Below are 18,758 nucleotides of genomic sequence, written 5' to 3'. Positions count from 1 at the left end.
CGACCTGCTCAACGACGGCTATTTTAAAGGATAGAGGATAATCGCGTTGGGTGCGTTTGAACTCAGTCATCATCACGTTCTCCGGATTTAAGTCTGGAACGTGTCAACGCTATTCAGGACGGGTCAACATATTAAAAAAAGCCGCGGCGTACTTCGCAAAGCTGTCCGACTGAGGTACGCCTTTATCCGTGACAACACCCGTTGCTGGCCTGTTCGCCTGCTCTGTCGGGTGCTGGATGTTCATCCCAGTGGCTTTTACGCCTGGCTTCAGCAGCCGCATTCACAGCGAGAGCAGGCGAACCAGATGCTGACCGGGCAGATCAAACAGTTCTGGCTTGAGTCAGGCTGCGTCTATGGTTATCGCAAGATCCACCTCGATCTGCGTGACACCGGGCAGCAGTGTGGGGTGAACCGTGTCTGGCGGCTGATGAAGCGGGCCGGCATAAAGGCTCAGGTCGGATACCGGAGCCCGCGGGCACGCAAAGGTGAAGACAGTATCGTGGCACCTGACCGACTCCAGCGGCAGTTTAATCCGGATGCTCCCGATGAACGTTGGGTAACGGACATAACCTACATCCGAACCCACGAAGGCTGGCTGTATCTGGCCGTGGTTGTTGATCTGTTCTCCCGGAAAGTTATCGGCTGGTCAATGCAGCCCCGGATGACCAAAGAGATCGTCCTGAATGCGCTTTTGATGGCCTTGTGGCGGCGTAATCCGCAAAAGGCGGTGCTGGTTCACTCTGACCAGGGCAGTCAATATACAAGCTATGAATGGCAGTCGTTTTTGAAATCACACGGCCTGGAAGGCAGTATGAGTCGTCGTGGTAACTGCCACGATAATGCGGTCGCAGAAAGCTTTTTTCAGCTACTAAAACGTGAACGGATAAAGAAAAAGATCTACGGAACGCGGGAAGAAGCCCGCAGCGATATTTTTGATTACATCGAAATGTTTTATAACAGTAAGCGTCGGCATGGTTCGAGCGATAAGATGCCACCGACAGAATATGAAAACCGATATTACCGACGACTCGAAAGTGTCTAGATTATCCGTGGCAACTCACAACGGCGTGCATTAGGCCCTGGTGATGAAGGTGGCATATGGGAGGATGTATATCCTACACTTTCATCCGGATGATGTAACAAAAATACAGGTATCGGTAATGAAAGAATCATCACCGTTTAATAGAGGCCCATATATTGAGGTTCCATAATGGAAGAAGTTAACTCTGAATTCACAATCGTTGTTGAGTCTGATCTGGATAAATATGAGTTAATTGATTTTTTATCCCAAGGGATTCCAGACATAATAAAAGTGAACTTATTATATTTAAGATACGAAAATACAATGATTACAATAGAAAGAAATTATGACTGTAATCCTAAGTTGATAAATGAGAATGATGGTTGGCTGTATTATAAATATGAATTAACGGTATTTTCCATGGAGAATACCTCGTATGAATATCAGTATGAATTAGCGAATAAAATTATGAATGCTCTACGTGAGGCGGGATATCTGGCAGAATCAATTTGGTAATATACCGGTACCTATGTAACAGCATCGTCGCCACCATACATGCAGGCTAAAAAAGAGTGAATAGTCAAGCACTTCAGAAATATCTACTCGCGATATACCACCAGAACAAAATGGTCAATTTAAAACGGATGGCGTCAAAGTTACTGGTGATCGAAAGGTAGATACAACAAATTATTTTAATTTGAAAAGCATATGAAATTTACTACTTTTAATTTTAACCGATTAACAAAATTCATAGTAATTAACTCCTGATTAATTCGATATATTTTTCACTAATCATAAAGCCATTTCCCAGCTTTCGCTGACTCAGAAAACATTCTGATTGTTAAAGGTGTACGAGTTCGTTCTACATCTTCCCGTTTTAATTTAAACCATCGTGTAAGCAGTGGAGTATTCTCCCAGGGAAAATAACACGACCATTTAACTTGTGATAAATCTACATTAAATTTTTTTTCAAATTTATCCAAAGCTTCATGCAGGTCATCGCCTGGAGCTTCAAATAAATCAGAATCAAGTTCTAAAGGGATTTCTTTCCAATTGCTGTCTAAATATCCGGGAATCTCTTCACGGAAGAGTGCTAACACCTCTTGCTGAATTGTGTCCATCAAAAGGATGTCCATTGTATACGATCTTTAGGGCGTGCTATTAGGTTGTATTTTGCCTGAGTTCTCCTTGATACCTGGTAAATTGAATTCACAAGACCAACCCAACCTAACCATGGAACATATCGTGCTATGACTGCGGCAAGATTATTTGTTTTTCGCATTCTTATACCAACGGGTGTAGGAACTCTAATACCAAAAGGAGTTCGTGCATTTCGTAAAAGCATTCTCCCATACCTGGAGATAACACTTGTCCCTTTGATTGCCTCTCCCGGTTTCGTTCTGGTTTTTAACCACGGTTGCCCGGCGAGGATGGCAGCACCTGACTCAATGCCAATCCCAGGTTCATCACAAAATTGCTCAAGGAAAATTACATCAAATAGTTCACCTGCTGACAGGTTCGATTGTCCGTGGTAGAAGTAGGTTCCGTTTAGTTCTTCTGTCGTATCCATTCAATCACCTTATAGACTGTTTGCCATTCATTCCAGACATCGGGACGTTTCTGCCGCTATACTAGCCTGGTCGTCAATACGTTGTCACGGGTAAAAAGAACGTTATCCGCGAAAGCGGATGGGGTATCGTAAGAATGCCAACATGTGGGGCAAGAGGGGGATGTCAGTTTATCGCGATATACGAGACGATAGTTTGTCAGTATAAGTTTCGGCTATTTTCCCGAGTCTGGGAGGCAGTTCTTTATCGCAAATAAAAAAAGCAGCAGCGAGGTGCTGCTGTATCAAAAAGCAGATTGATAAATGCAACGTAAGAGACAAATGGCCAACCGTAAAAGTGACCATAGCTATAATAATTATATTGATATTAAGTGGCAATGCAAAATATGGTCTTAATTATATCATGATGAGTTCAGCCAACGGTGATATGGCCTTATAAGGCTTGCAGTCTTTCATGGGCAGAAAGTAACGTCTGATATATGCTTAAATTCTTACTTCCGGGTTCAAGCAAAACTTTTTTAAATTCGGTCATGAGTTGCTCTTCATCTTCTTTCGAACGCATGTATTGTGGATGTTCCTGGAAGAAGGTGAGCGCCTGCTCTTTGGTTTGTTTATATTTTTCGCAAAAAATGCTTGAGCTGATTGCGCTATTTTTTGATGCGGAATTATCAGCGTTCTGGTTTGATAATGATTTATTCTTCGCAAGGTCTGACGGCACATACGGAAGAGACTGACACTCATCAATACTATTTGCGTTGGCCAGTTGCTCTTGCTGAGCGCCAGGTTGCTGTACCGGTTTGCTCACGGAGGAAGGGAGGGGCACCTGAGCACAGCCGATCAGTAAAAAGACAGGAAGACAGCTATAAAATTTTTTCATATTAACTCCAACTACAGAAGAATGAGGCGCCATGTTTTTACACAACCGTCAGAACGTTATCTGACAATAGTGATAAGGGGCGAATGCGTTTCAGGAATGCTAGCAAAAAAAACTCCTGATATAAATAATTAATTCTCCATCCCGATGACAATATCTGAATTTTTGCGGCTGTAGAACAATAAGCCAGAATTTATACACTATGAGCTGATTTTCTGTTTTAAATTATCAAGCGCTGTGCAAGTGGGCCAATTTAATTAGCGGGTGGCATCAGTTTCATAATGTTTGCATCAGGATTTTGCCACCCGCTCCCGGTATTGTTTACATATTAAAATGATTTTTAACTGGTGCTGACAACTATGCTAAATACGCAGGAAGTACTTAAAGAAGGAGAGAAGCGGAAAATCCGCAGCCCGGAAGCATGGTTTATACAGACGTGTTCCGCGCAAAAGCTGCATATGTCATTTTCTGAAAGCCGACACAATGAAAACTGCCTGATTCAGGAAGGCGCGCTGCTTTTTTGCGAGCAGGCCGTTGTCGCACCAGTATCAGGAGACCTGGTTTTTCGACCGTTAAAAATTGAAGTACTCAGCAAATTACTGGCATTTATCGATGGCGCAGGATTAGTGGACACGACATATGCTGAATCCGATAAATGGGTTTTGCTGAGTCCTGAGTTTCGCGCTATTTGGCAAGATCGTAAACGCTGCGAGTACTGGTTTTTGCAGCAAATTATTACGCCTTCTCCGGCCTTCAATAAGGTACTGGCGCTGTTACGAAAAAGCGAGAGTTACTGGTTGGTTGGCTATTTACTCGCTCAGTCAACCAGCGGCAACACGATGAGAATGCTGGGAGAAGACTATGGCGTTTCTTATACCCATTTTCGTCGTTTGTGCAGCAGAGCGTTGGGCGGAAAAGCGAAGAGTGAATTACGAAACTGGCGTATGGCACAATCGCTGCTGAATAGTGTAGAAGGCCACGAGAACATCACCCAATTAGCCGTTAATCATGGTTACTCATCGCCTTCACATTTTTCTAGTGAGATCAAAGAGCTGATCGGCGTTTCGCCGCGGAAATTATCAAATATTATTCAATTGGCAGACAAATGAAGACACATATTCTTTTGGCCAGAGTGCTGGCATGTGCCGCGCTTGTTCTGGTTGCACCTGGTTATTCTAGTGAAAAAATACCTGTAACGGGAAGTGGGTTTGTTGCGAAAGACGATAGCCTGCGGACATTTTTCGATGCCATGGCGCTACAGCTAAAGGAGCCTGTCATTGTTAGCAAAATGGCGGCACGAAAAAAAATTACGGGCAACTTTGAGTTTCACGATCCTAACGCATTACTGGAGAAGCTTTCCCTACAACTGGGGCTGATTTGGTATTTCGATGGGCAGGCTATCTATATTTATGACGCCAGTGAAATGCGCAATGCCGTGGTTTCTTTACGCAACGTCTCACTCAATGAGTTCAACAATTTTCTAAAACGCTCAGGCTTATATAACAAAAATTATCCGCTACGTGGCGATAACCGTAAAGGAACATTCTATGTTTCAGGGCCACCCGTTTATGTTGATATGGTGGTCAACGCCGCCACCATGATGGACAAGCAAAACGATGGTATTGAGCTGGGACGCCAGAAAATAGGGGTGATGCGTCTGAATAATACCTTCGTGGGCGATCGTACCTACAATCTGCGCGATCAGAAAATGGTTATCCCCGGTATTGCCACGGCCATTGAAAGGTTATTGCAGGGAGAGGAACAACCCTTAGGTAATATTGTCAGTAGCGAACCCCCGGCGATGCCAGCGTTTTCAGCGAATGGAGAAAAAGGTAAAGCAGCAAATTATGCCGGTGGCATGAGTCTGCAGGAAGCTTTAAAGCAAAATGCCGCGGCGGGCAATATTAAAATCGTGGCTTATCCGGATACCAACAGTTTGTTAGTAAAAGGAACGGCTGAGCAGGTGCATTTTATCGAAATGCTGGTTAAAGCGCTGGATGTCGCCAAACGTCACGTAGAATTATCCCTGTGGATTGTCGATCTTAATAAAAGCGATCTGGAGCGTTTGGGCACTTCATGGAGCGGCAGCATTACTATTGGGGACAAACTTGGCGTGTCATTAAACCAGTCTTCAATAAGTACCCTCGATGGCAGTCGATTCATCGCCGCGGTCAATGCGTTAGAAGAGAAGAAACAGGCGACGGTGGTTTCGCGCCCGGTATTACTGACTCAGGAAAATGTTCCCGCTATTTTTGATAACAACAGAACGTTTTACACCAAGCTGATTGGGGAACGTAATGTGGCGCTTGAGCATGTAACATACGGAACAATGATCCGAGTGCTGCCCCGTTTTTCCGCAGATGGTCAGATAGAAATGTCGCTGGACATTGAAGATGGCAACGATAAGACGCCGCAATCTGATACTACCACCTCCGTAGATGCGTTACCCGAAGTCGGGCGAACGTTAATTAGCACTATTGCGAGAGTGCCGCACGGAAAAAGTTTGCTGGTCGGGGGTTATACACGGGATGCAAATACCGATACTGTCCAAAGTATTCCGTTTTTAGGCAAATTACCGCTTATTGGTAGCCTGTTCCGTTATTCCAGTAAGAATAAAAGTAATGTTGTTCGTGTGTTCATGATTGAACCAAAAGAAATTGTCGACCCGTTAACGCCGGATGCCAGCGAATCGGTAAACAATATTCTGAAACAAAGCGGTGCCTGGAGTGGGGACGATAAGTTACAGAAATGGGTTCGTGTTTATCTGGATAGAGGTCAGGAGGTAATTAAATGATTCCTGGCTCAACCTCCGGTATTTCATTTTCCAGAATATTGTCCCGGCAGACATCTCACCAGGATGCGACCCAGCATACTGATGCGCAACAGGCGGAAATACAACAGGCCGCGGAGGATTCGTCTCCAGGGGCGGAAGTACAAAAATTTGTCCAGTCGACGGACGAAATGTCAGCGGCGCTGGCGCAATTTCGTAACCGTCGCGATTATGAAAAAAAATCCAGTAATTTATCTAACAGTTTTGAACGCGTGCTGGAGGATGAGGCTTTACCGAAGGCGAAGCAAATATTAAAGCTAATTAGCGTACATGGCGGCGCGTTAGAAGATTTTTTACGTCAGGCGCGTAGCTTATTTCCTGACCCCAGTGATTTAGTCCTTGTGTTACGCGAATTGCTTCGTCGTAAAGATCTGGAAGAGATCGTGCGGAAAAAGCTGGAGTCGTTACTTAAGCACGTTGAAGAGCAAACCGATCCGAAGACCCTCAAGGCAGGGATTAATTGTGCGTTGAAGGCCCGGCTTTTTGGGAAAACATTATCGTTAAAACCAGGCTTATTGCGCGCCAGCTATCGGCAATTTATCCAGAGTGAATCACATGAAGTGGAGATTTACTCTGACTGGATAGCCAGTTATGGCTATCAACGTCGACTGGTGGTACTGGATTTTATCGAGGGTTCGCTATTAACCGATATTGACGCGAATGACGCCAGCTGTTCGCGCCTGGAGTTTGGCCAGCTTTTACGACGCCTGACGCAACTTAAAATGTTGCGCTCCGCTGACCTGCTGTTTGTGAGTACATTGTTGTCGTATTCGTTTACCAAAGCGTTTAATGCGGAGGAGTCGTCGTGGCTACTACTGATGCTTTCGCTATTGCAACAGCCACATGAAGTGGATTCGCTGTTAGCCGATATTATAGGCTTGAATGCGTTATTGCTTAGTCATAAAGAACATGCATCCTTTTTGCAGATATTTTATCAAGTATGTAAAGCCATACCCTCTTCACTCTTTTATGAAGAATATTGGCAGGAAGAATTGTTAATGGCGTTACGTAGTATGACCGATATTGCCTACAAGCATGAAATGGCAGAACAGCGTCGTACTATTGAAAAGCTGTCTTAATTTAATATTAACAGGATACCTATAGTGCTGCTTTCTCTACTTAACAGTGCTCGTTTACGACCTGAATTACTGATTCTGGTACTAATGGTGATGATCATTTCTATGTTCGTCATTCCATTACCTACCTATCTGGTTGATTTCCTGATCGCACTGAATATCGTACTGGCGATATTGGTGTTTATGGGGTCGTTCTACATTGACAGAATCCTCAGTTTTTCAACGTTTCCTGCGGTACTGTTAATTACCACACTCTTTCGTCTGGCATTATCGATCAGTACCAGCCGTCTTATCTTGATTGAAGCCGATGCCGGTGAAATTATCGCCACGTTCGGGCAATTCGTTATTGGCGATAGCCTGGCGGTGGGTTTTGTTGTCTTCTCTATTGTCACCGTGGTCCAGTTTATCGTTATTACCAAAGGTTCAGAACGCGTCGCGGAAGTCGCGGCCCGATTTTCTCTGGATGGTATGCCCGGTAAACAGATGAGTATTGATGCCGATTTGAAGGCCGGTATTATTGATGCGGATGCCGCGCGCGAACGGCGAAGCGTACTGGAAAGGGAAAGCCAGCTTTACGGTTCCTTTGACGGTGCGATGAAGTTTATCAAAGGTGACGCTATTGCCGGCATCATTATTATCTTTGTTAACTTTATTGGCGGTATTTCGGTGGGGATGACCCGCCATGGTATGGATTTGTCCTCCGCTCTGTCTACTTATACCATGCTGACCATTGGTGATGGTCTTGTCGCCCAGATCCCCGCATTGTTGATTGCGATTAGTGCCGGTTTTATCGTGACTCGCGTAAATGGCGATAGCGATAATATGGGGCGGAATATCATGACGCAGCTGTTGAACAACCCATTTGTATTGGTTGTTACGGCTATTTTGACCATTTCAATGGGAACTCTGCCGGGATTCCCGCTGCCGGTATTTGTTATTTTATCAGTGGTTTTAAGCGTACTCTTCTATTTTAAATTCCGTGAAGCAAAACGTAGCGCCGCCAAACCTAAAACCAGTAAAGGCGAGCAGCCGCTCAGTATTGAGGAAAAAGAAGGGTCGTCGTTAGGACTGATTGGCGATCTCGATAAAGTCTCTACAGAGACCGTACCGTTGATATTACTTGTGCCGAAGAGCCGGCGTGAAGATCTGGAAAAAGCTCAACTTGCGGAGCGTCTACGTAGTCAGTTCTTTATTGATTATGGCGTGCGCCTGCCGGAAGTATTGTTACGCGATGGCGAGGGCCTGGACGATAACAGCATCGTATTGTTGATTAATGAGATCCGTGTTGAACAATTTACGGTCTATTTTGATTTGATGCGAGTGGTAAATTATTCCGATGAAGTCGTGTCCTTTGGTATTAATCCAACAATCCATCAGCAAGGTAGCAGCCAGTATTTCTGGGTAACGCATGAAGAGGGGGAGAAACTCCGGGAGCTTGGCTATGTGTTGCGGAACGCGCTTGATGAGCTTTACCACTGTCTGGCGGTGACGCTGGCGCGCAACGTCAATGAATATTTCGGTATTCAGGAAACAAAACATATGCTGGACCAACTGGAAGCGAAATTTCCTGATTTACTTAAAGAAGTGCTCAGACATGCCACGGTACAACGTATATCTGAAGTTTTGCAGCGTTTGTTAAGTGAACGTGTTTCCGTGCGTAATATGAAATTAATTATGGAAGCGCTCGCATTGTGGGCGCCAAGAGAAAAAGATGTCATTAACCTTGTGGAGCATATTCGTGGGGCAATGGCGCGTTATATTTGTCATAAATTCGCCAATGGCGGCGAATTACGAGCAGTAATGGTATCTGCTGAAGTTGAGGATGTTATTCGCAAAGGGATCCGTCAGACCTCTGGCAGTACCTTCCTCAGCCTTGACCCGGAAGCCTCCGCTAATTTGATGGATCTCATTACACTTAAGTTGGATGATTTATTGATTGCACATAAAGATCTTGTCCTCCTTACGTCTGTCGATGTCCGTCGATTTATTAAGAAAATGATTGAAGGTCGTTTTCCGGATCTGGAGGTTTTATCTTTCGGTGAGATAGCAGATAGCAAGTCAGTGAATGTTATAAAAACAATATAAGGGCTTAATTAAGGAAAAGATCTATGCAACATTTGGATATCGCTGAATTAGTTCGTTCCGCACTGGAAGTAAGTGGTTGCGATCCTTCACTCATCGGAGGAATAGATAGCCATTCAACAATTGTTCTGGATTTATTTGCATTGCCAAGTATCTGTATCAGCGTCAAGGACGATGATGTATGGATCTGGGCGCAATTGGGTGCTGACAGCATGGTGGTATTACAACAGCGGGCTTATGAAATCTTAATGACCATCATGGAAGGATGCCATTTTGCCCGCGGCGGGCAATTACTACTGGGGGAGCAGAATGGGGAGCTAACGCTTAAAGCCTTAGTGCATCCGGATTTTTTATCTGACGGTGAAAAGTTCTCTACTGCCTTGAATGGGTTTTACAACTATCTGGAAGTTTTTAGTCGGTCGCTAATGAGATGAAAACACCTCGTTTACTGCAATATCTGGCCTACCCACAAAAAATAACCGGCCCAATTATTGAGGCGGAATTGCGCGATGTAGCCATTGGCGAACTGTGTGAAATACGCCGTGGCTGGCACCAAAAACAGGTTGTTGCACGTGCGCAGGTGGTTGGCTTACAGCGGGAACGCACTGTGCTGAGCCTTATCGGCAACGCCCAGGGGCTGAGCCGCGATGTCGTGCTTTATCCCACTGGACGTGCGTTATCGGCGTGGGTGGGATACTCGGTATTAGGCGCGGTGTTGGATCCGACGGGGAAAATCGTTGAGCGTTTTACCCCTGAAGTGGCGCCGATTAGCGAAGAACGCGTTATTGATGTCGCACCGCCGTCTTACGCTTCGCGCGTTGGCGTCCGTGAACCGCTGATTACCGGTGTGCGCGCGATTGACGGGTTATTGACCTGTGGCGTAGGCCAGCGAATGGGCATTTTTGCCTCCGCAGGATGCGGTAAGACCATGCTGATGCATATGCTGATCGAGCAAACGGAGGCGGATGTCTTTGTTATCGGTCTTATCGGTGAACGAGGCCGTGAGGTCACTGAATTCGTGGATATGTTGCGCGCTTCGCATAAGAAAGAAAAATGCGTGCTGGTTTTTGCCACTTCCGATTTCCCCTCGGTCGATCGCTGCAATGCGGCGCAACTGGCGACAACCGTAGCGGAATATTTTCGCGACCAGGGAAAACGGGTCGTGCTTTTTATCGATTCCATGACCCGTTATGCGCGTGCTTTGCGAGACGTGGCACTGGCGTCGGGAGAGCGTCCGGCTCGTCGAGGTTATCCCGCCTCCGTATTCGATAATTTGCCCCGCTTGCTGGAACGCCCAGGGGCGACCAGCGAGGGAAGCATTACTGCCTTTTATACGGTACTGCTGGAAAGCGAGGAAGAGGCGGACCCGATGGCGGATGAAATTCGCTCTATCCTTGACGGTCACCTGTATCTGAGCAGAAAGCTGGCCGGGCAGGGACATTACCCGGCAATCGATGTACTGAAAAGCGTAAGCCGCGTTTTTGGACAAGTCACGACGCCGACACATGCTGAACAGGCATCTGCCGTGCGTAAATTAATGACGCGTTTGGAAGAGCTCCAGCTTTTCATTGACTTGGGAGAATATCGTCCTGGCGAAAATATCGATAACGATCGGGCGATGCAGATGCGGGATAGCCTGAAAGCCTGGTTATGCCAGCCGGTAGCGCAGTATTCATCCTTTGATGACACGTTGAGCGGTATGAATGCATTCGCTGACCAGAATTAAAGTATTGCAGCGGCGCTGTACGGTATTTCATTCACAGTGTGAGTCGATATTACTTCGCTATCAGGATGAGGACCGCGGGCTGCAGGCCGAGGAGGAGGCGATCCTTGAACAAATAGCGGGTCTGAAATTGTTATTAGATACGCTGCGTGCAGAAAACAGACAGCTCAGTCGTGAGGAAATTTATACGTTATTACGTAAGCAGTCTATTGTTCGCCGGCAGATAAAAGATTTAGAACTCCAGATTATACAAATTCAGGAAAAACGGAGCGAGCTGGAAAAGAAAAGGGAAGAGTTTCAGAAAAAAAGTAAATATTGGTTGCGCAAAGAAGGGAACTATCAACGCTGGATAATCCGTCAGAAAAGATTCTATATCCAGCGAGAGATACAGCAGGAAGAGGCCGAGTCAGAGGAGATAATTTAATGGGCGATGTGTCAGCTGTCTGTTCATCCGGGAACATTTTACTGCCGCAGCAGGATGAGGTTGGCGGTTTATCAGAAGCATTAAAAAAAGCAGTGGAAAAACATAAGACAGAATATTCCGGTGATAAAAAAGATCGCGACTATGGCGATGCTTTCGTAATGCATAAAGAAACGGCTTTACCGGTATTACTGGCGGCATGGCGACATGGCGCGCCAGCGAAATCAGAACATCACAATGGCAACGTTTCTGGTCTGCATCATAACGGAAAAGGCGAACTCAGGATTGCTGAAAAACTGTTGAAAGTCACTGCTGAAAAATCTGTCGGTTTGATCTCTGCGGAGGCCAAAGTAGATAAATCCGCAGCGTTGCTATCGCCTAAAAATAGGCCGTTAGAAAGCGTAAGCGGTAAAAAATTATCTGCTGATTTAAAAGCTGTGGAATCCGTTAGTGAAGTAACCGATAACGCCACGGGAATCTCTGACGATAATATCAAGGCATTGCCTGGGGATAATAAAGCCATCGCGGGCGAAGGCGTTCGTAAAGAGGGCGCGCCGCTGGCGCGGGATGTCGCACCTGCCCGAATGGCCGCAGCCAATACCGGTAAGCCTGAAGATAAAGATCATAAAAAGGTTAAAGATGTTTCTCAGCTTCCGCTGCAACCAACCACTATCGCCGATCTTAGCCAATTAACCGGCGGCGATGAAAAAATGCCTTTAGCGGCGCAATCAAAGCCGATGATGACTATTTTTCCCACTGCCGATGGCGTGAAAGGAGAGGATAGCTCGCTGACTTACCGTTTTCAGCGCTGGGGAAATGACTATTCCGTCAATATTCAGGCGCGGCAAGCAGGGGAGTTTTCGTTAATACCGTCAAATACGCAGGTTGAACATCGTTTGCATGATCAATGGCAAAACGGTAATCCCCAGCGCTGGCACCTGACGCGAGACGATCAACAAAATCCGCAGCAGCAACAGCACAGACAACAATCTGGCGAGGAGGATGACGCCTGATGTCATTGCGTGTGAGACAGATTGATCGTCGCGAATGGCTATTGGCGCAAACCGCGACAGAATGCCAGCGCCATGGCCGGGAAGCGACGCTGGAATATCCGACGCGACAGGGAATGTGGGTTCGGTTGAGCGATGCAGAAAAACGGTGGTCGGCGTGGATTCAACCTGGGGACTGGCTTGAGCATGTCTCTCCCGCTCTGGCTGGGGCGGCGGTTTCTGCTGGCGCTGAGCACCTGGTCGTTCCCTGGCTTGCTGCAACAGAGCGACCGTTTGAGTTGCCCGTGCCGCATTTGTCCTGTCGGCGTTTATGCGTAGAGAACCCCGTACCGGGAAGCGCGCTGCCGGAAGGGAAATTGTTGCACATTATGAGCGATCGGGGCGGCCTGTGGTTTGAGCATCTTCCTGAACTGCCTGCAGTCGGGGGCGGCAGGCCGAAAATGCTGCGTTGGCCGTTGCGCTTTGTAATCGGTAGCAGTGATACGCAGCGTTCGTTGCTGGGCCGAATCGGGATCGGAGATGTACTCCTGATTCGTACTTCCCGTGCGGAAGTTTATTGCTACGCGAAAAAGTTAGGTCATTTCAACCGTGTTGAAGGGGGAATTATTGTGGAAACGTTAGATATTCAACATATCGAAGAAGAAAATAATACAACTGAAACTGCAGAAACTCTGCCTGGCTTGAACCAATTGCCCGTCAAACTGGAATTTGTTTTGTATCGTAAGAACGTTACCCTCGCCGAACTCGAAGCCATGGGGCAGCAACAGCTATTATCACTGCCGACCAATGCTGAACTTAACGTTGAAATTATGGCGAATGGTGTTTTGCTGGGTAATGGCGAACTGGTACAGATGAATGACACCTTAGGCGTTGAGATCCATGAATGGCTGAGCGAGTCTGGTAATGGGGAATGATATCTCATTAATTGCCTTACTGGCATTTTCCACCCTGTTGCCATTTATTATTGCGTCAGGAACCTGTTTCGTTAAATTTTCTATTGTATTTGTCATGGTGCGTAACGCCCTGGGATTGCAGCAGATACCTTCAAATATGACGCTTAACGGCGTCGCATTGCTGCTTTCTATGTTTGTTATGTGGCCCATAATGCATGATGCCTACGTCTATTTTGAGGACGAAGATGTCACCTTTAATGATATTTCGTCATTAAGTAAACACGTTGATGAAGGTCTGGATGGTTATCGCGATTATCTGATCAAATATTCAGATCGCGAGTTAGTTCAGTTTTTTGAAAACGCGCAACTGAAGCGTCAGTATGGAGAAGAGACCGAGACGGTAAAGCGTGACAAAGATGAAATTGAAAAACCATCAATATTTGCGTTATTACCTGCTTATGCGCTGAGCGAAATAAAAAGCGCGTTTAAAATTGGTTTTTATCTCTATTTGCCCTTTGTTGTCGTCGACCTGGTGGTATCCAGCGTGCTACTGGCGCTGGGGATGATGATGATGAGTCCGGTGACGATATCTACACCTATTAAGCTGGTGCTTTTTGTCGCGCTTGATGGCTGGACCTTACTGTCTAAGGGATTGATATTACAGTATATGGACATTGCAACATGACATCATTACGAGACGGGATAGTTAAATGGATGATTTAGTGTTTGCAGGTAATAAGGCGCTCTATCTTGTTTTGATCCTGTCAGGATGGCCGACGATTGTCGCAACGATTATCGGCCTCCTGGTAGGGTTATTCCAGACGGTAACGCAATTACAGGAACAGACGCTGCCTTTTGGCATTAAATTACTTGGCGTGTGTTTGTGCTTGTTTTTACTGTCTGGCTGGTATGGCGAAGTTTTACTCTCTTACGGGCGTCAGGTGATATTCCTGGCGTTGGCTAAGGGGTAAAAAATGTTTTACGCGTTGTACTTTGAAATTCATCACCTGGTTGCGTCTGCGGCACTGGGGTTTGCTCGCGTGGCGCCGATTTTTTTCTTCCTGCCGTTTTTGAATAGCGGGGTATTAAGCGGTGCGCCGAGAAACGCCATTATCATCCTGGTGGCATTGGGAGTATGGCCGCATGCATTGAACGAGGCGCCGCCGTTTTTATCGGTGGCGATGATCCCGTTAGTTCTGCAAGAAGCGGCGGTAGGCGTCATGCTGGGCTGTCTGCTGTCATGGCCTTTTTGGGTTATGCATGCGCTGGGTTGTATTATCGATAACCAGCGAGGGGCAACGCTAAGTAGCAGTATCGATCCGGCAAACGGTATTGATACCTCGGAAATGGCTAATTTCCTGAATATGTTTGCCGCTGTCGTTTATTTACAAAACGGCGGTCTGGTCACGATGGTTGACGTGTTAAATAAAAGCTATCAGCTATGCGATCCGATGAACGAGTGCACGCCTTCATTACCGCCGCTATTAACGTTTATTAATCAGGTGGCTCAAAACGCGTTGGTTCTGGCCAGCCCGGTGGTATTAGTGCTGTTGCTGTCAGAAGTATTCCTGGGTTTATTGTCGCGCTTTGCTCCGCAAATGAACGCTTTTGCGATTTCACTGACGGTAAAAAGCGGCATTGCCGTTTTAATTATGCTGCTTTATTTCTCTCCGGTACTACCGGACAATGTACTGCGACTCTCTTTCCAGGCCACAGGGTTAAGCAGTTGGTTTTACGAGCGAGGGGCGACGCATGTCCTCGAATAAAACAGAAAAACCGACTAAAAAACGGCTGGAAGACTCCGCTAAAAAAGGCCAGTCATTTAAAAGTAAAGATCTCATTATCGCCTGCCTGACGCTGGGAGGAATTGCCTATCTGGTGTCGTATGGCTCATTTAATGAGTTTATGGGGATAATTAAGATCATTATTGCGGATAATTTTGATCAGAGCATGGCTGACTACAGTTTGGCCGTTTTTGGGATAGGGTTAAAATATCTGATTCCATTTATGCTGCTCTGCTTAGTGTGTTCCGCATTACCGGCGTTATTACAGGCCGGTTTTGTGCTGGCGACAGAAGCATTAAAGCCTAATTTATCGGCGTTAAACCCGGTAGAAGGGGCAAAAAAACTTTTTAGTATGCGCACGGTTAAAGATACGGTCAAAACCCTACTGTATCTCTCATCCTTTGTGGTGGCCGCCATCATTTGCTGGAAGAAATATAAGGTTGAAATCTTTTCTCAGCTAAATGGCAATATTGTAGGTATTGCCGTCATTTGGCGTGAACTTCTCCTCGCATTGGTATTAACTTGCCTTGCTTGCGCATTGATTGTCTTATTATTGGATGCTATTGCGGAATATTTCCTGACCATGAAAGATATGAAAATGGATAAAGAAGAAGTGAAGCGTGAAATGAAGGAGCAGGAAGGGAACCCAGAGGTTAAATCTAAAAGACGTGAAGTTCATATGGAAATTCTGTCTGAACAGGTGAAATCTGATATTGAAAACTCACGCCTGATTGTTGCCAACCCCACGCATATTACGATCGGGATTTATTTTAAACCCGAATTGATGCCGATTCCGATGATCTCGGTGTATGAAACGAATCAGCGCGCACTGGCCGTCCGCGCCTATGCGGAGAAGGTTGGCGTACCTGTGATCGTCGATATCAAACTGGCGCGCAGTCTTTTCAAAACCCATCGCCGTTATGATCTGGTGAGTCTGGAAGAAATTGATGAAGTTTTACGTCTTCTGGTTTGGCTGGAAGAGGTAGAAAACGCGGGCAAAGACGTTATTCAGCCACAAGAAAACGAGGTACGGCATTGAGCCGCGTAAAGCAGTAGCGATGTATTCATTGGGCGTTTTTTGAATGTTCACTAACCACCGTCGGGGTTTAATAACTGCATCAGATAAACGCAGTCGTTAAGTTCTACAAAGTCGGTGACAGATAACAGGAGTAAGTAATGGATTATCAAAATAATGTCAGCGAAGAACGTGTTGCGGAAATGATTTGGGATGCCGTTAGTGAAGGCGCCACGCTAAAAGACGTTCACGGGATCCCTCAAGATATGATGGACGGTTTATATGCTCATGCTTATGAGTTTTATAACCAGGGACGACTGGATGAAGCTGAGACATTCTTTCGTTTCTTATGCATTTATGATTTTTACAACCCCGATTACACCATGGGACTGGCGGCGGTATGCCAACTGAAAAAACAATTTCAGAAAGCATGTGACCTTTATGCAGTAGCGTTTACGTTACTTAAAAATGATTATCGCCCCGTTTTTTTTACCGGGCAGTGTCAATTATTAATGCGTAAGGCGGCAAAAGCCAGACAGTGTTTTGAACTTGTCAATGAACGTACTGAAGATGAGTCTCTGCGGGCAAAAGCGTTGGTCTATCTGGAGGCGCTAAAAACGGCGGAGACAGAGCAGCACAGTGAACAAGAAAAGGAATAATTATGGTAAATGACGCAAGTAGCATTAGCCGTAGCGGATATACCCAAAATCCGCGCCTCGCTGAGGCGGCTTTTGAAGGCGTTCGTAAGAACACGGACTTTTTAAAAGCGGCGGATAAAGCTTTTAAAGATGTGGTGGCAACGAAAGCGGGCGACCTTAAAGCCGGAACAAAGTCCGGCGAGAGCGCTATTAATACGGTGGGTCTAAAGCCGCCTACGGACGCCGCCCGGGAAAAACTCTCCAGCGAAGGGCAATTGACATTACTGCTTGGCAAGTTAATGACCCTACTGGGCGATGTTTCGCTGTCTCAACTGGAGTCTCGTCTGGCGGTATGGCAGGCGATGATTGAGTCACAAAAAGAGATGGGGATTCAGGTATCGAAAGAATTCCAGACGGCTCTGGGAGAGGCTCAGGAGGCGACGGATCTCTATGAAGCCAGTATCAAAAAGACGGATACCGCCAAGAGTGTTTATGACGCTGCGACCAAAAAACTGACGCAGGCGCAAAATAAATTGCAATCGCTGGACCCGGCTGACCCCGGCTATGCACAAGCTGAAGCCGCGGTAGAACAGGCCGGAAAAGAAGCGACAGAGGCGAAAGAGGCCTTAGATAAGGCCACGGATGCGACGGTTAAAGCAGGCACAGACGCCAAAGCGAAAGCCGAGAAAGCGGATAACATTCTGACCAAATTCCAGGGAACGGCTAATGCCGCCTCTCAGAATCAGGTTTCCCAGGGTGAGCAGGATAATCTGTCTAATGTCGCCCGCCTCACTATGCTCATGGCCATGTTTATTGAGATTGTGGGCAAAAATACGGAAGAAAGCCTGCAAAACGATCTTGCGCTTTTCAACGCCTTGCAGGAAGGGCGTCAGGCGGAGATGGAAAAGAAATCGGCTGAATTCCAGGAAGAGACGCGCAAAGCCGAGGAAACGAACCGCATTATGGGATGTATCGGGAAAGTCCTCGGCGCGCTGCTAACCATTGTCAGCGTTGTGGCAGCTGTTTTTACCGGTGGGGCGAGTCTGGCGCTGGCTGCGGTGGGACTTGCGGTAATGGTGGCCGATGAAATTGTGAAGGCGGCGACGGGGGTGTCGTTTATTCAGCAGGCGCTAAACCCGATTATGGAGCATGTGCTGAAGCCATTAATGGAGCTGATTGGCAAGGCGATTACCAAAGCGCTGGAAGGATTAGGCGTCGATAAGAAAACGGCAGAGATGGCAGGCAGCATTGTTGGTGCGATTGTTGCCGCTATTGCGATGGTAGCGGTCATTGTGGTGGTCGCAGTTGTCGGGAAAGGCGCGGCGGCGAAACTGGGTAACGCGCTGAGCAAAATGATGGGCGAAACGATTAAGAAGTTGGTGCCTAACGTGCTGAAACAGTTGGCGCAAAACGGCAGCAAACTCTTTACCCAGGGGATGCAACGTATTACTAGCGGCCTGGGTAATGTGGGTAGCAAGATGGGCCTGCAAACGAATGCCTTAAGTAAAGAGCTGGTAGGTAATACCCTAAATAAAGTGGCGTTGGGCATGGAAGTCACGAATACCGCAGCCCAGTCAGCCGGTGGTGTTGCCGAGGGCGTATTTATTAAAAATGCCAGCGAGGCGCTTGCTGATTTTATGCTCGCCCGTTTTGCCATGGATCAGATTCAGCAGTGGCTTAAACAATCCGTAGAAATATTTGGTGAAAACCAGAAGGTAACGGCGGAACTGCAAAAAGCCATGTCTTCTGCGGTACAGCAAAATGCGGATGCTTCGCGTTTTATTCTGCGCCAGAGTCGCGCATAAAAACTGCCAAAATAAAGGG

At 46.6% G+C, this 18,758-nt stretch carries 19 protein-coding genes and 1 pseudogene; 17 read left to right on the top strand and 3 right to left on the bottom strand.

Annotated features, from left to right (window positions below):
- Positions 1 to 130: 130 nt before the first annotated feature.
- Together J4613_RS19015 and J4613_RS19010 are read left to right on the top strand one after the other, a co-directional pair.
- Positions 131 to 1,042 (top strand): annotated as a pseudogene (locus tag J4613_RS19015) (IS3 family transposase); the annotation flags it as partial.
- A gap of 168 nt (positions 1,043 to 1,210) precedes the next feature.
- Positions 1,211 to 1,537 carry a hypothetical protein gene (locus J4613_RS19010; RefSeq protein ID WP_000393302.1) on the top strand — a complete coding sequence of 109 codons (327 nt, stop codon included), beginning with the start codon at positions 1,211 to 1,213 and terminating at the stop codon, positions 1,535 to 1,537.
- Between the two features lie 272 nt (positions 1,538 to 1,809).
- Here the strand turns inward: J4613_RS19010 and J4613_RS19005 are convergent, their stop codons facing one another.
- The 3 genes from J4613_RS19005 to invH all read right to left on the bottom strand — a co-directional run bounded on the left by J4613_RS19005 (position 1,810) and on the right by invH (position 3,465).
- Positions 1,810 to 2,157 carry a DUF1493 family protein gene (locus J4613_RS19005; protein ID WP_001555786.1) on the bottom strand — a complete coding sequence of 116 codons (348 nt, stop codon included), beginning with the start codon at positions 2,155 to 2,157 and terminating at the stop codon, positions 1,810 to 1,812.
- Positions 2,142 to 2,591, bottom strand: coding sequence for an STM2901 family protein (locus J4613_RS19000; RefSeq protein ID WP_000381617.1), 450 nt, complete (start codon positions 2,589 to 2,591; stop codon positions 2,142 to 2,144). Before J4613_RS19000 ends, J4613_RS19005 begins: the two co-directional genes overlap by 16 nt.
- Positions 2,592 to 3,021: 430 nt before the next feature.
- A complete protein-coding gene (invH, locus tag J4613_RS18995) occupies positions 3,022 to 3,465 on the bottom strand; it encodes an SPI-1 type III secretion system invasion lipoprotein InvH (RefSeq protein WP_000715102.1) in 444 nt (147 codons plus the stop codon).
- Positions 3,466 to 3,920: 455 nt separating this feature from the next.
- Here invH and invF point away from each other — a divergent pair, with 455 nt between their 5' ends.
- From invF to sipB, 15 genes are all read left to right on the top strand, one after another.
- On the top strand, positions 3,921 to 4,571 hold the full coding sequence (gene invF, locus J4613_RS18990; protein ID WP_001674874.1) for a type III secretion system transcriptional activator InvF: 651 nt from the start codon (positions 3,921 to 3,923) through the stop codon (positions 4,569 to 4,571).
- On the top strand, positions 4,568 to 6,256 hold the full coding sequence (invG, locus tag J4613_RS18985) for a type III secretion system outer membrane ring protein InvG (RefSeq protein WP_000848102.1): 1,689 nt from the start codon (positions 4,568 to 4,570) through the stop codon (positions 6,254 to 6,256). Before invF ends, invG begins: the two co-directional genes overlap by 4 nt.
- On the top strand, positions 6,253 to 7,371 hold the full coding sequence (invE, locus tag J4613_RS18980) for a type III secretion system gatekeeper InvE (protein ID WP_000612171.1): 1,119 nt from the start codon (positions 6,253 to 6,255) through the stop codon (positions 7,369 to 7,371). Before invG ends, invE begins: the two co-directional genes overlap by 4 nt.
- A 24-nt stretch (positions 7,372 to 7,395) precedes the next feature.
- Entirely contained in the window at positions 7,396 to 9,453 is a 2,058-nt protein-coding gene (invA, locus tag J4613_RS18975) for a type III secretion system export apparatus protein InvA (protein WP_000927219.1), read from the top strand.
- 23 nt (positions 9,454 to 9,476) lie between these two features.
- Positions 9,477 to 9,884 (top strand): SPI-1 type III secretion system chaperone SpaK, encoded by a 408-nt coding sequence (gene spaK, locus J4613_RS18970; protein WP_001164066.1) that lies wholly within the window; start codon positions 9,477 to 9,479, stop codon positions 9,882 to 9,884.
- Entirely contained in the window at positions 9,881 to 11,176 is a 1,296-nt protein-coding gene (invC, locus tag J4613_RS18965) for a SctN family type III secretion system ATPase InvC (RefSeq protein WP_000856766.1), read from the top strand. Before spaK ends, invC begins: the two co-directional genes overlap by 4 nt.
- Complete coding sequence (gene spaM / locus J4613_RS18960; protein ID WP_001520714.1) at positions 11,154 to 11,597, top strand: SPI-1 type III secretion system protein SpaM; 444 nt, start codon at positions 11,154 to 11,156, stop codon at positions 11,595 to 11,597. Before invC ends, spaM begins: the two co-directional genes overlap by 23 nt.
- A complete protein-coding gene (gene spaN / locus J4613_RS18955) occupies positions 11,597 to 12,607 on the top strand; it encodes an SPI-1 type III secretion system protein SpaN (RefSeq protein ID WP_000503085.1) in 1,011 nt (336 codons plus the stop codon). Before spaM ends, spaN begins: the two co-directional genes overlap by 1 nt.
- The gene (gene spaO, locus J4613_RS18950; protein ID WP_000058739.1) at positions 12,607 to 13,518 is read left to right on the top strand and encodes an SPI-1 type III secretion system protein SpaO; all 912 of its coding nucleotides are present in this window, start codon (positions 12,607 to 12,609) and stop codon (positions 13,516 to 13,518) included. Before spaN ends, spaO begins: the two co-directional genes overlap by 1 nt.
- Positions 13,508 to 14,182: an SPI-1 type III secretion system export apparatus protein SpaP gene (gene spaP, locus J4613_RS18945; RefSeq protein ID WP_000526016.1), complete on the top strand. Its 675-nt coding sequence runs from the start codon at positions 13,508 to 13,510 to the stop codon at positions 14,180 to 14,182. The genes spaO and spaP overlap by 11 nt, the downstream gene beginning before the upstream one ends.
- Before the next feature lie 25 nt (positions 14,183 to 14,207).
- Positions 14,208 to 14,468 (top strand): SPI-1 type III secretion system export apparatus protein SpaQ, encoded by a 261-nt coding sequence (spaQ, locus tag J4613_RS18940; RefSeq protein WP_000342503.1) that lies wholly within the window; start codon positions 14,208 to 14,210, stop codon positions 14,466 to 14,468.
- A gap of 3 nt (positions 14,469 to 14,471) precedes the next feature.
- Positions 14,472 to 15,263, top strand: a complete 792-nt coding sequence (gene spaR, locus J4613_RS18935) for an SPI-1 type III secretion system export apparatus protein SpaR (protein ID WP_000498965.1) — start codon at positions 14,472 to 14,474, stop codon at positions 15,261 to 15,263.
- Complete coding sequence (gene spaS / locus J4613_RS18930) at positions 15,250 to 16,320, top strand: SPI-1 type III secretion system export apparatus protein SpaS (protein ID WP_000097719.1); 1,071 nt, start codon at positions 15,250 to 15,252, stop codon at positions 16,318 to 16,320. The genes spaR and spaS overlap by 14 nt, the downstream gene beginning before the upstream one ends.
- 137 nt (positions 16,321 to 16,457) lie before the next feature.
- Positions 16,458 to 16,955 (top strand): SycD/LcrH family type III secretion system chaperone SicA, encoded by a 498-nt coding sequence (gene sicA, locus J4613_RS18925; RefSeq protein ID WP_000386309.1) that lies wholly within the window; start codon positions 16,458 to 16,460, stop codon positions 16,953 to 16,955.
- A 2-nt stretch (positions 16,956 to 16,957) separates the two neighbouring features.
- The gene (gene sipB, locus J4613_RS18920; RefSeq protein ID WP_000245788.1) at positions 16,958 to 18,739 is read left to right on the top strand and encodes an SPI-1 type III secretion system needle tip complex protein SipB; all 1,782 of its coding nucleotides are present in this window, start codon (positions 16,958 to 16,960) and stop codon (positions 18,737 to 18,739) included.
- The last annotated feature ends 19 nt before the right edge of the window (positions 18,740 to 18,758 follow it).

It is taken from the genome of Salmonella sp. 32020114201800008SM, assembly GCF_017572025.1.
Lineage (GTDB): Bacteria > Pseudomonadota > Gammaproteobacteria > Enterobacterales > Enterobacteriaceae > Salmonella > Salmonella enterica.
This window is presented reverse-complemented; position numbering and strand designations above follow the sequence as displayed.

Coding starts and splice junctions, on each gene's coding strand:
- J4613_RS19010 (WP_000393302.1), top strand. CDS start 1,211: ATGGAAGAAGTTAACTCTGAATTCACAATCGTTGTTGAGTCTGATCTG.
- J4613_RS19005 (WP_001555786.1), bottom strand. CDS start 2,157: ATGGACATCCTTTTGATGGACACAATTCAGCAAGAGGTGTTAGCACTC.
- J4613_RS19000 (WP_000381617.1), bottom strand. CDS start 2,591: ATGGATACGACAGAAGAACTAAACGGAACCTACTTCTACCACGGACAA.
- invH (WP_000715102.1), bottom strand. CDS start 3,465: ATGAAAAAATTTTATAGCTGTCTTCCTGTCTTTTTACTGATCGGCTGT.
- invF (WP_001674874.1), top strand. CDS start 3,921: ATGTCATTTTCTGAAAGCCGACACAATGAAAACTGCCTGATTCAGGAA.
- invG (WP_000848102.1), top strand. CDS start 4,568: ATGAAGACACATATTCTTTTGGCCAGAGTGCTGGCATGTGCCGCGCTT.
- invE (WP_000612171.1), top strand. CDS start 6,253: ATGATTCCTGGCTCAACCTCCGGTATTTCATTTTCCAGAATATTGTCC.
- spaK (WP_001164066.1), top strand. CDS start 9,477: ATGCAACATTTGGATATCGCTGAATTAGTTCGTTCCGCACTGGAAGTA.
- invC (WP_000856766.1), top strand. CDS start 9,881: ATGAAAACACCTCGTTTACTGCAATATCTGGCCTACCCACAAAAAATA.
- spaM (WP_001520714.1), top strand. CDS start 11,154: ATGCATTCGCTGACCAGAATTAAAGTATTGCAGCGGCGCTGTACGGTA.
- spaN (WP_000503085.1), top strand. CDS start 11,597: ATGGGCGATGTGTCAGCTGTCTGTTCATCCGGGAACATTTTACTGCCG.
- spaO (WP_000058739.1), top strand. CDS start 12,607: ATGTCATTGCGTGTGAGACAGATTGATCGTCGCGAATGGCTATTGGCG.
- spaP (WP_000526016.1), top strand. CDS start 13,508: ATGGGGAATGATATCTCATTAATTGCCTTACTGGCATTTTCCACCCTG.
- spaQ (WP_000342503.1), top strand. CDS start 14,208: ATGGATGATTTAGTGTTTGCAGGTAATAAGGCGCTCTATCTTGTTTTG.
- spaR (WP_000498965.1), top strand. CDS start 14,472: ATGTTTTACGCGTTGTACTTTGAAATTCATCACCTGGTTGCGTCTGCG.
- spaS (WP_000097719.1), top strand. CDS start 15,250: ATGTCCTCGAATAAAACAGAAAAACCGACTAAAAAACGGCTGGAAGAC.
- sicA (WP_000386309.1), top strand. CDS start 16,458: ATGGATTATCAAAATAATGTCAGCGAAGAACGTGTTGCGGAAATGATT.
- sipB (WP_000245788.1), top strand. CDS start 16,958: ATGGTAAATGACGCAAGTAGCATTAGCCGTAGCGGATATACCCAAAAT.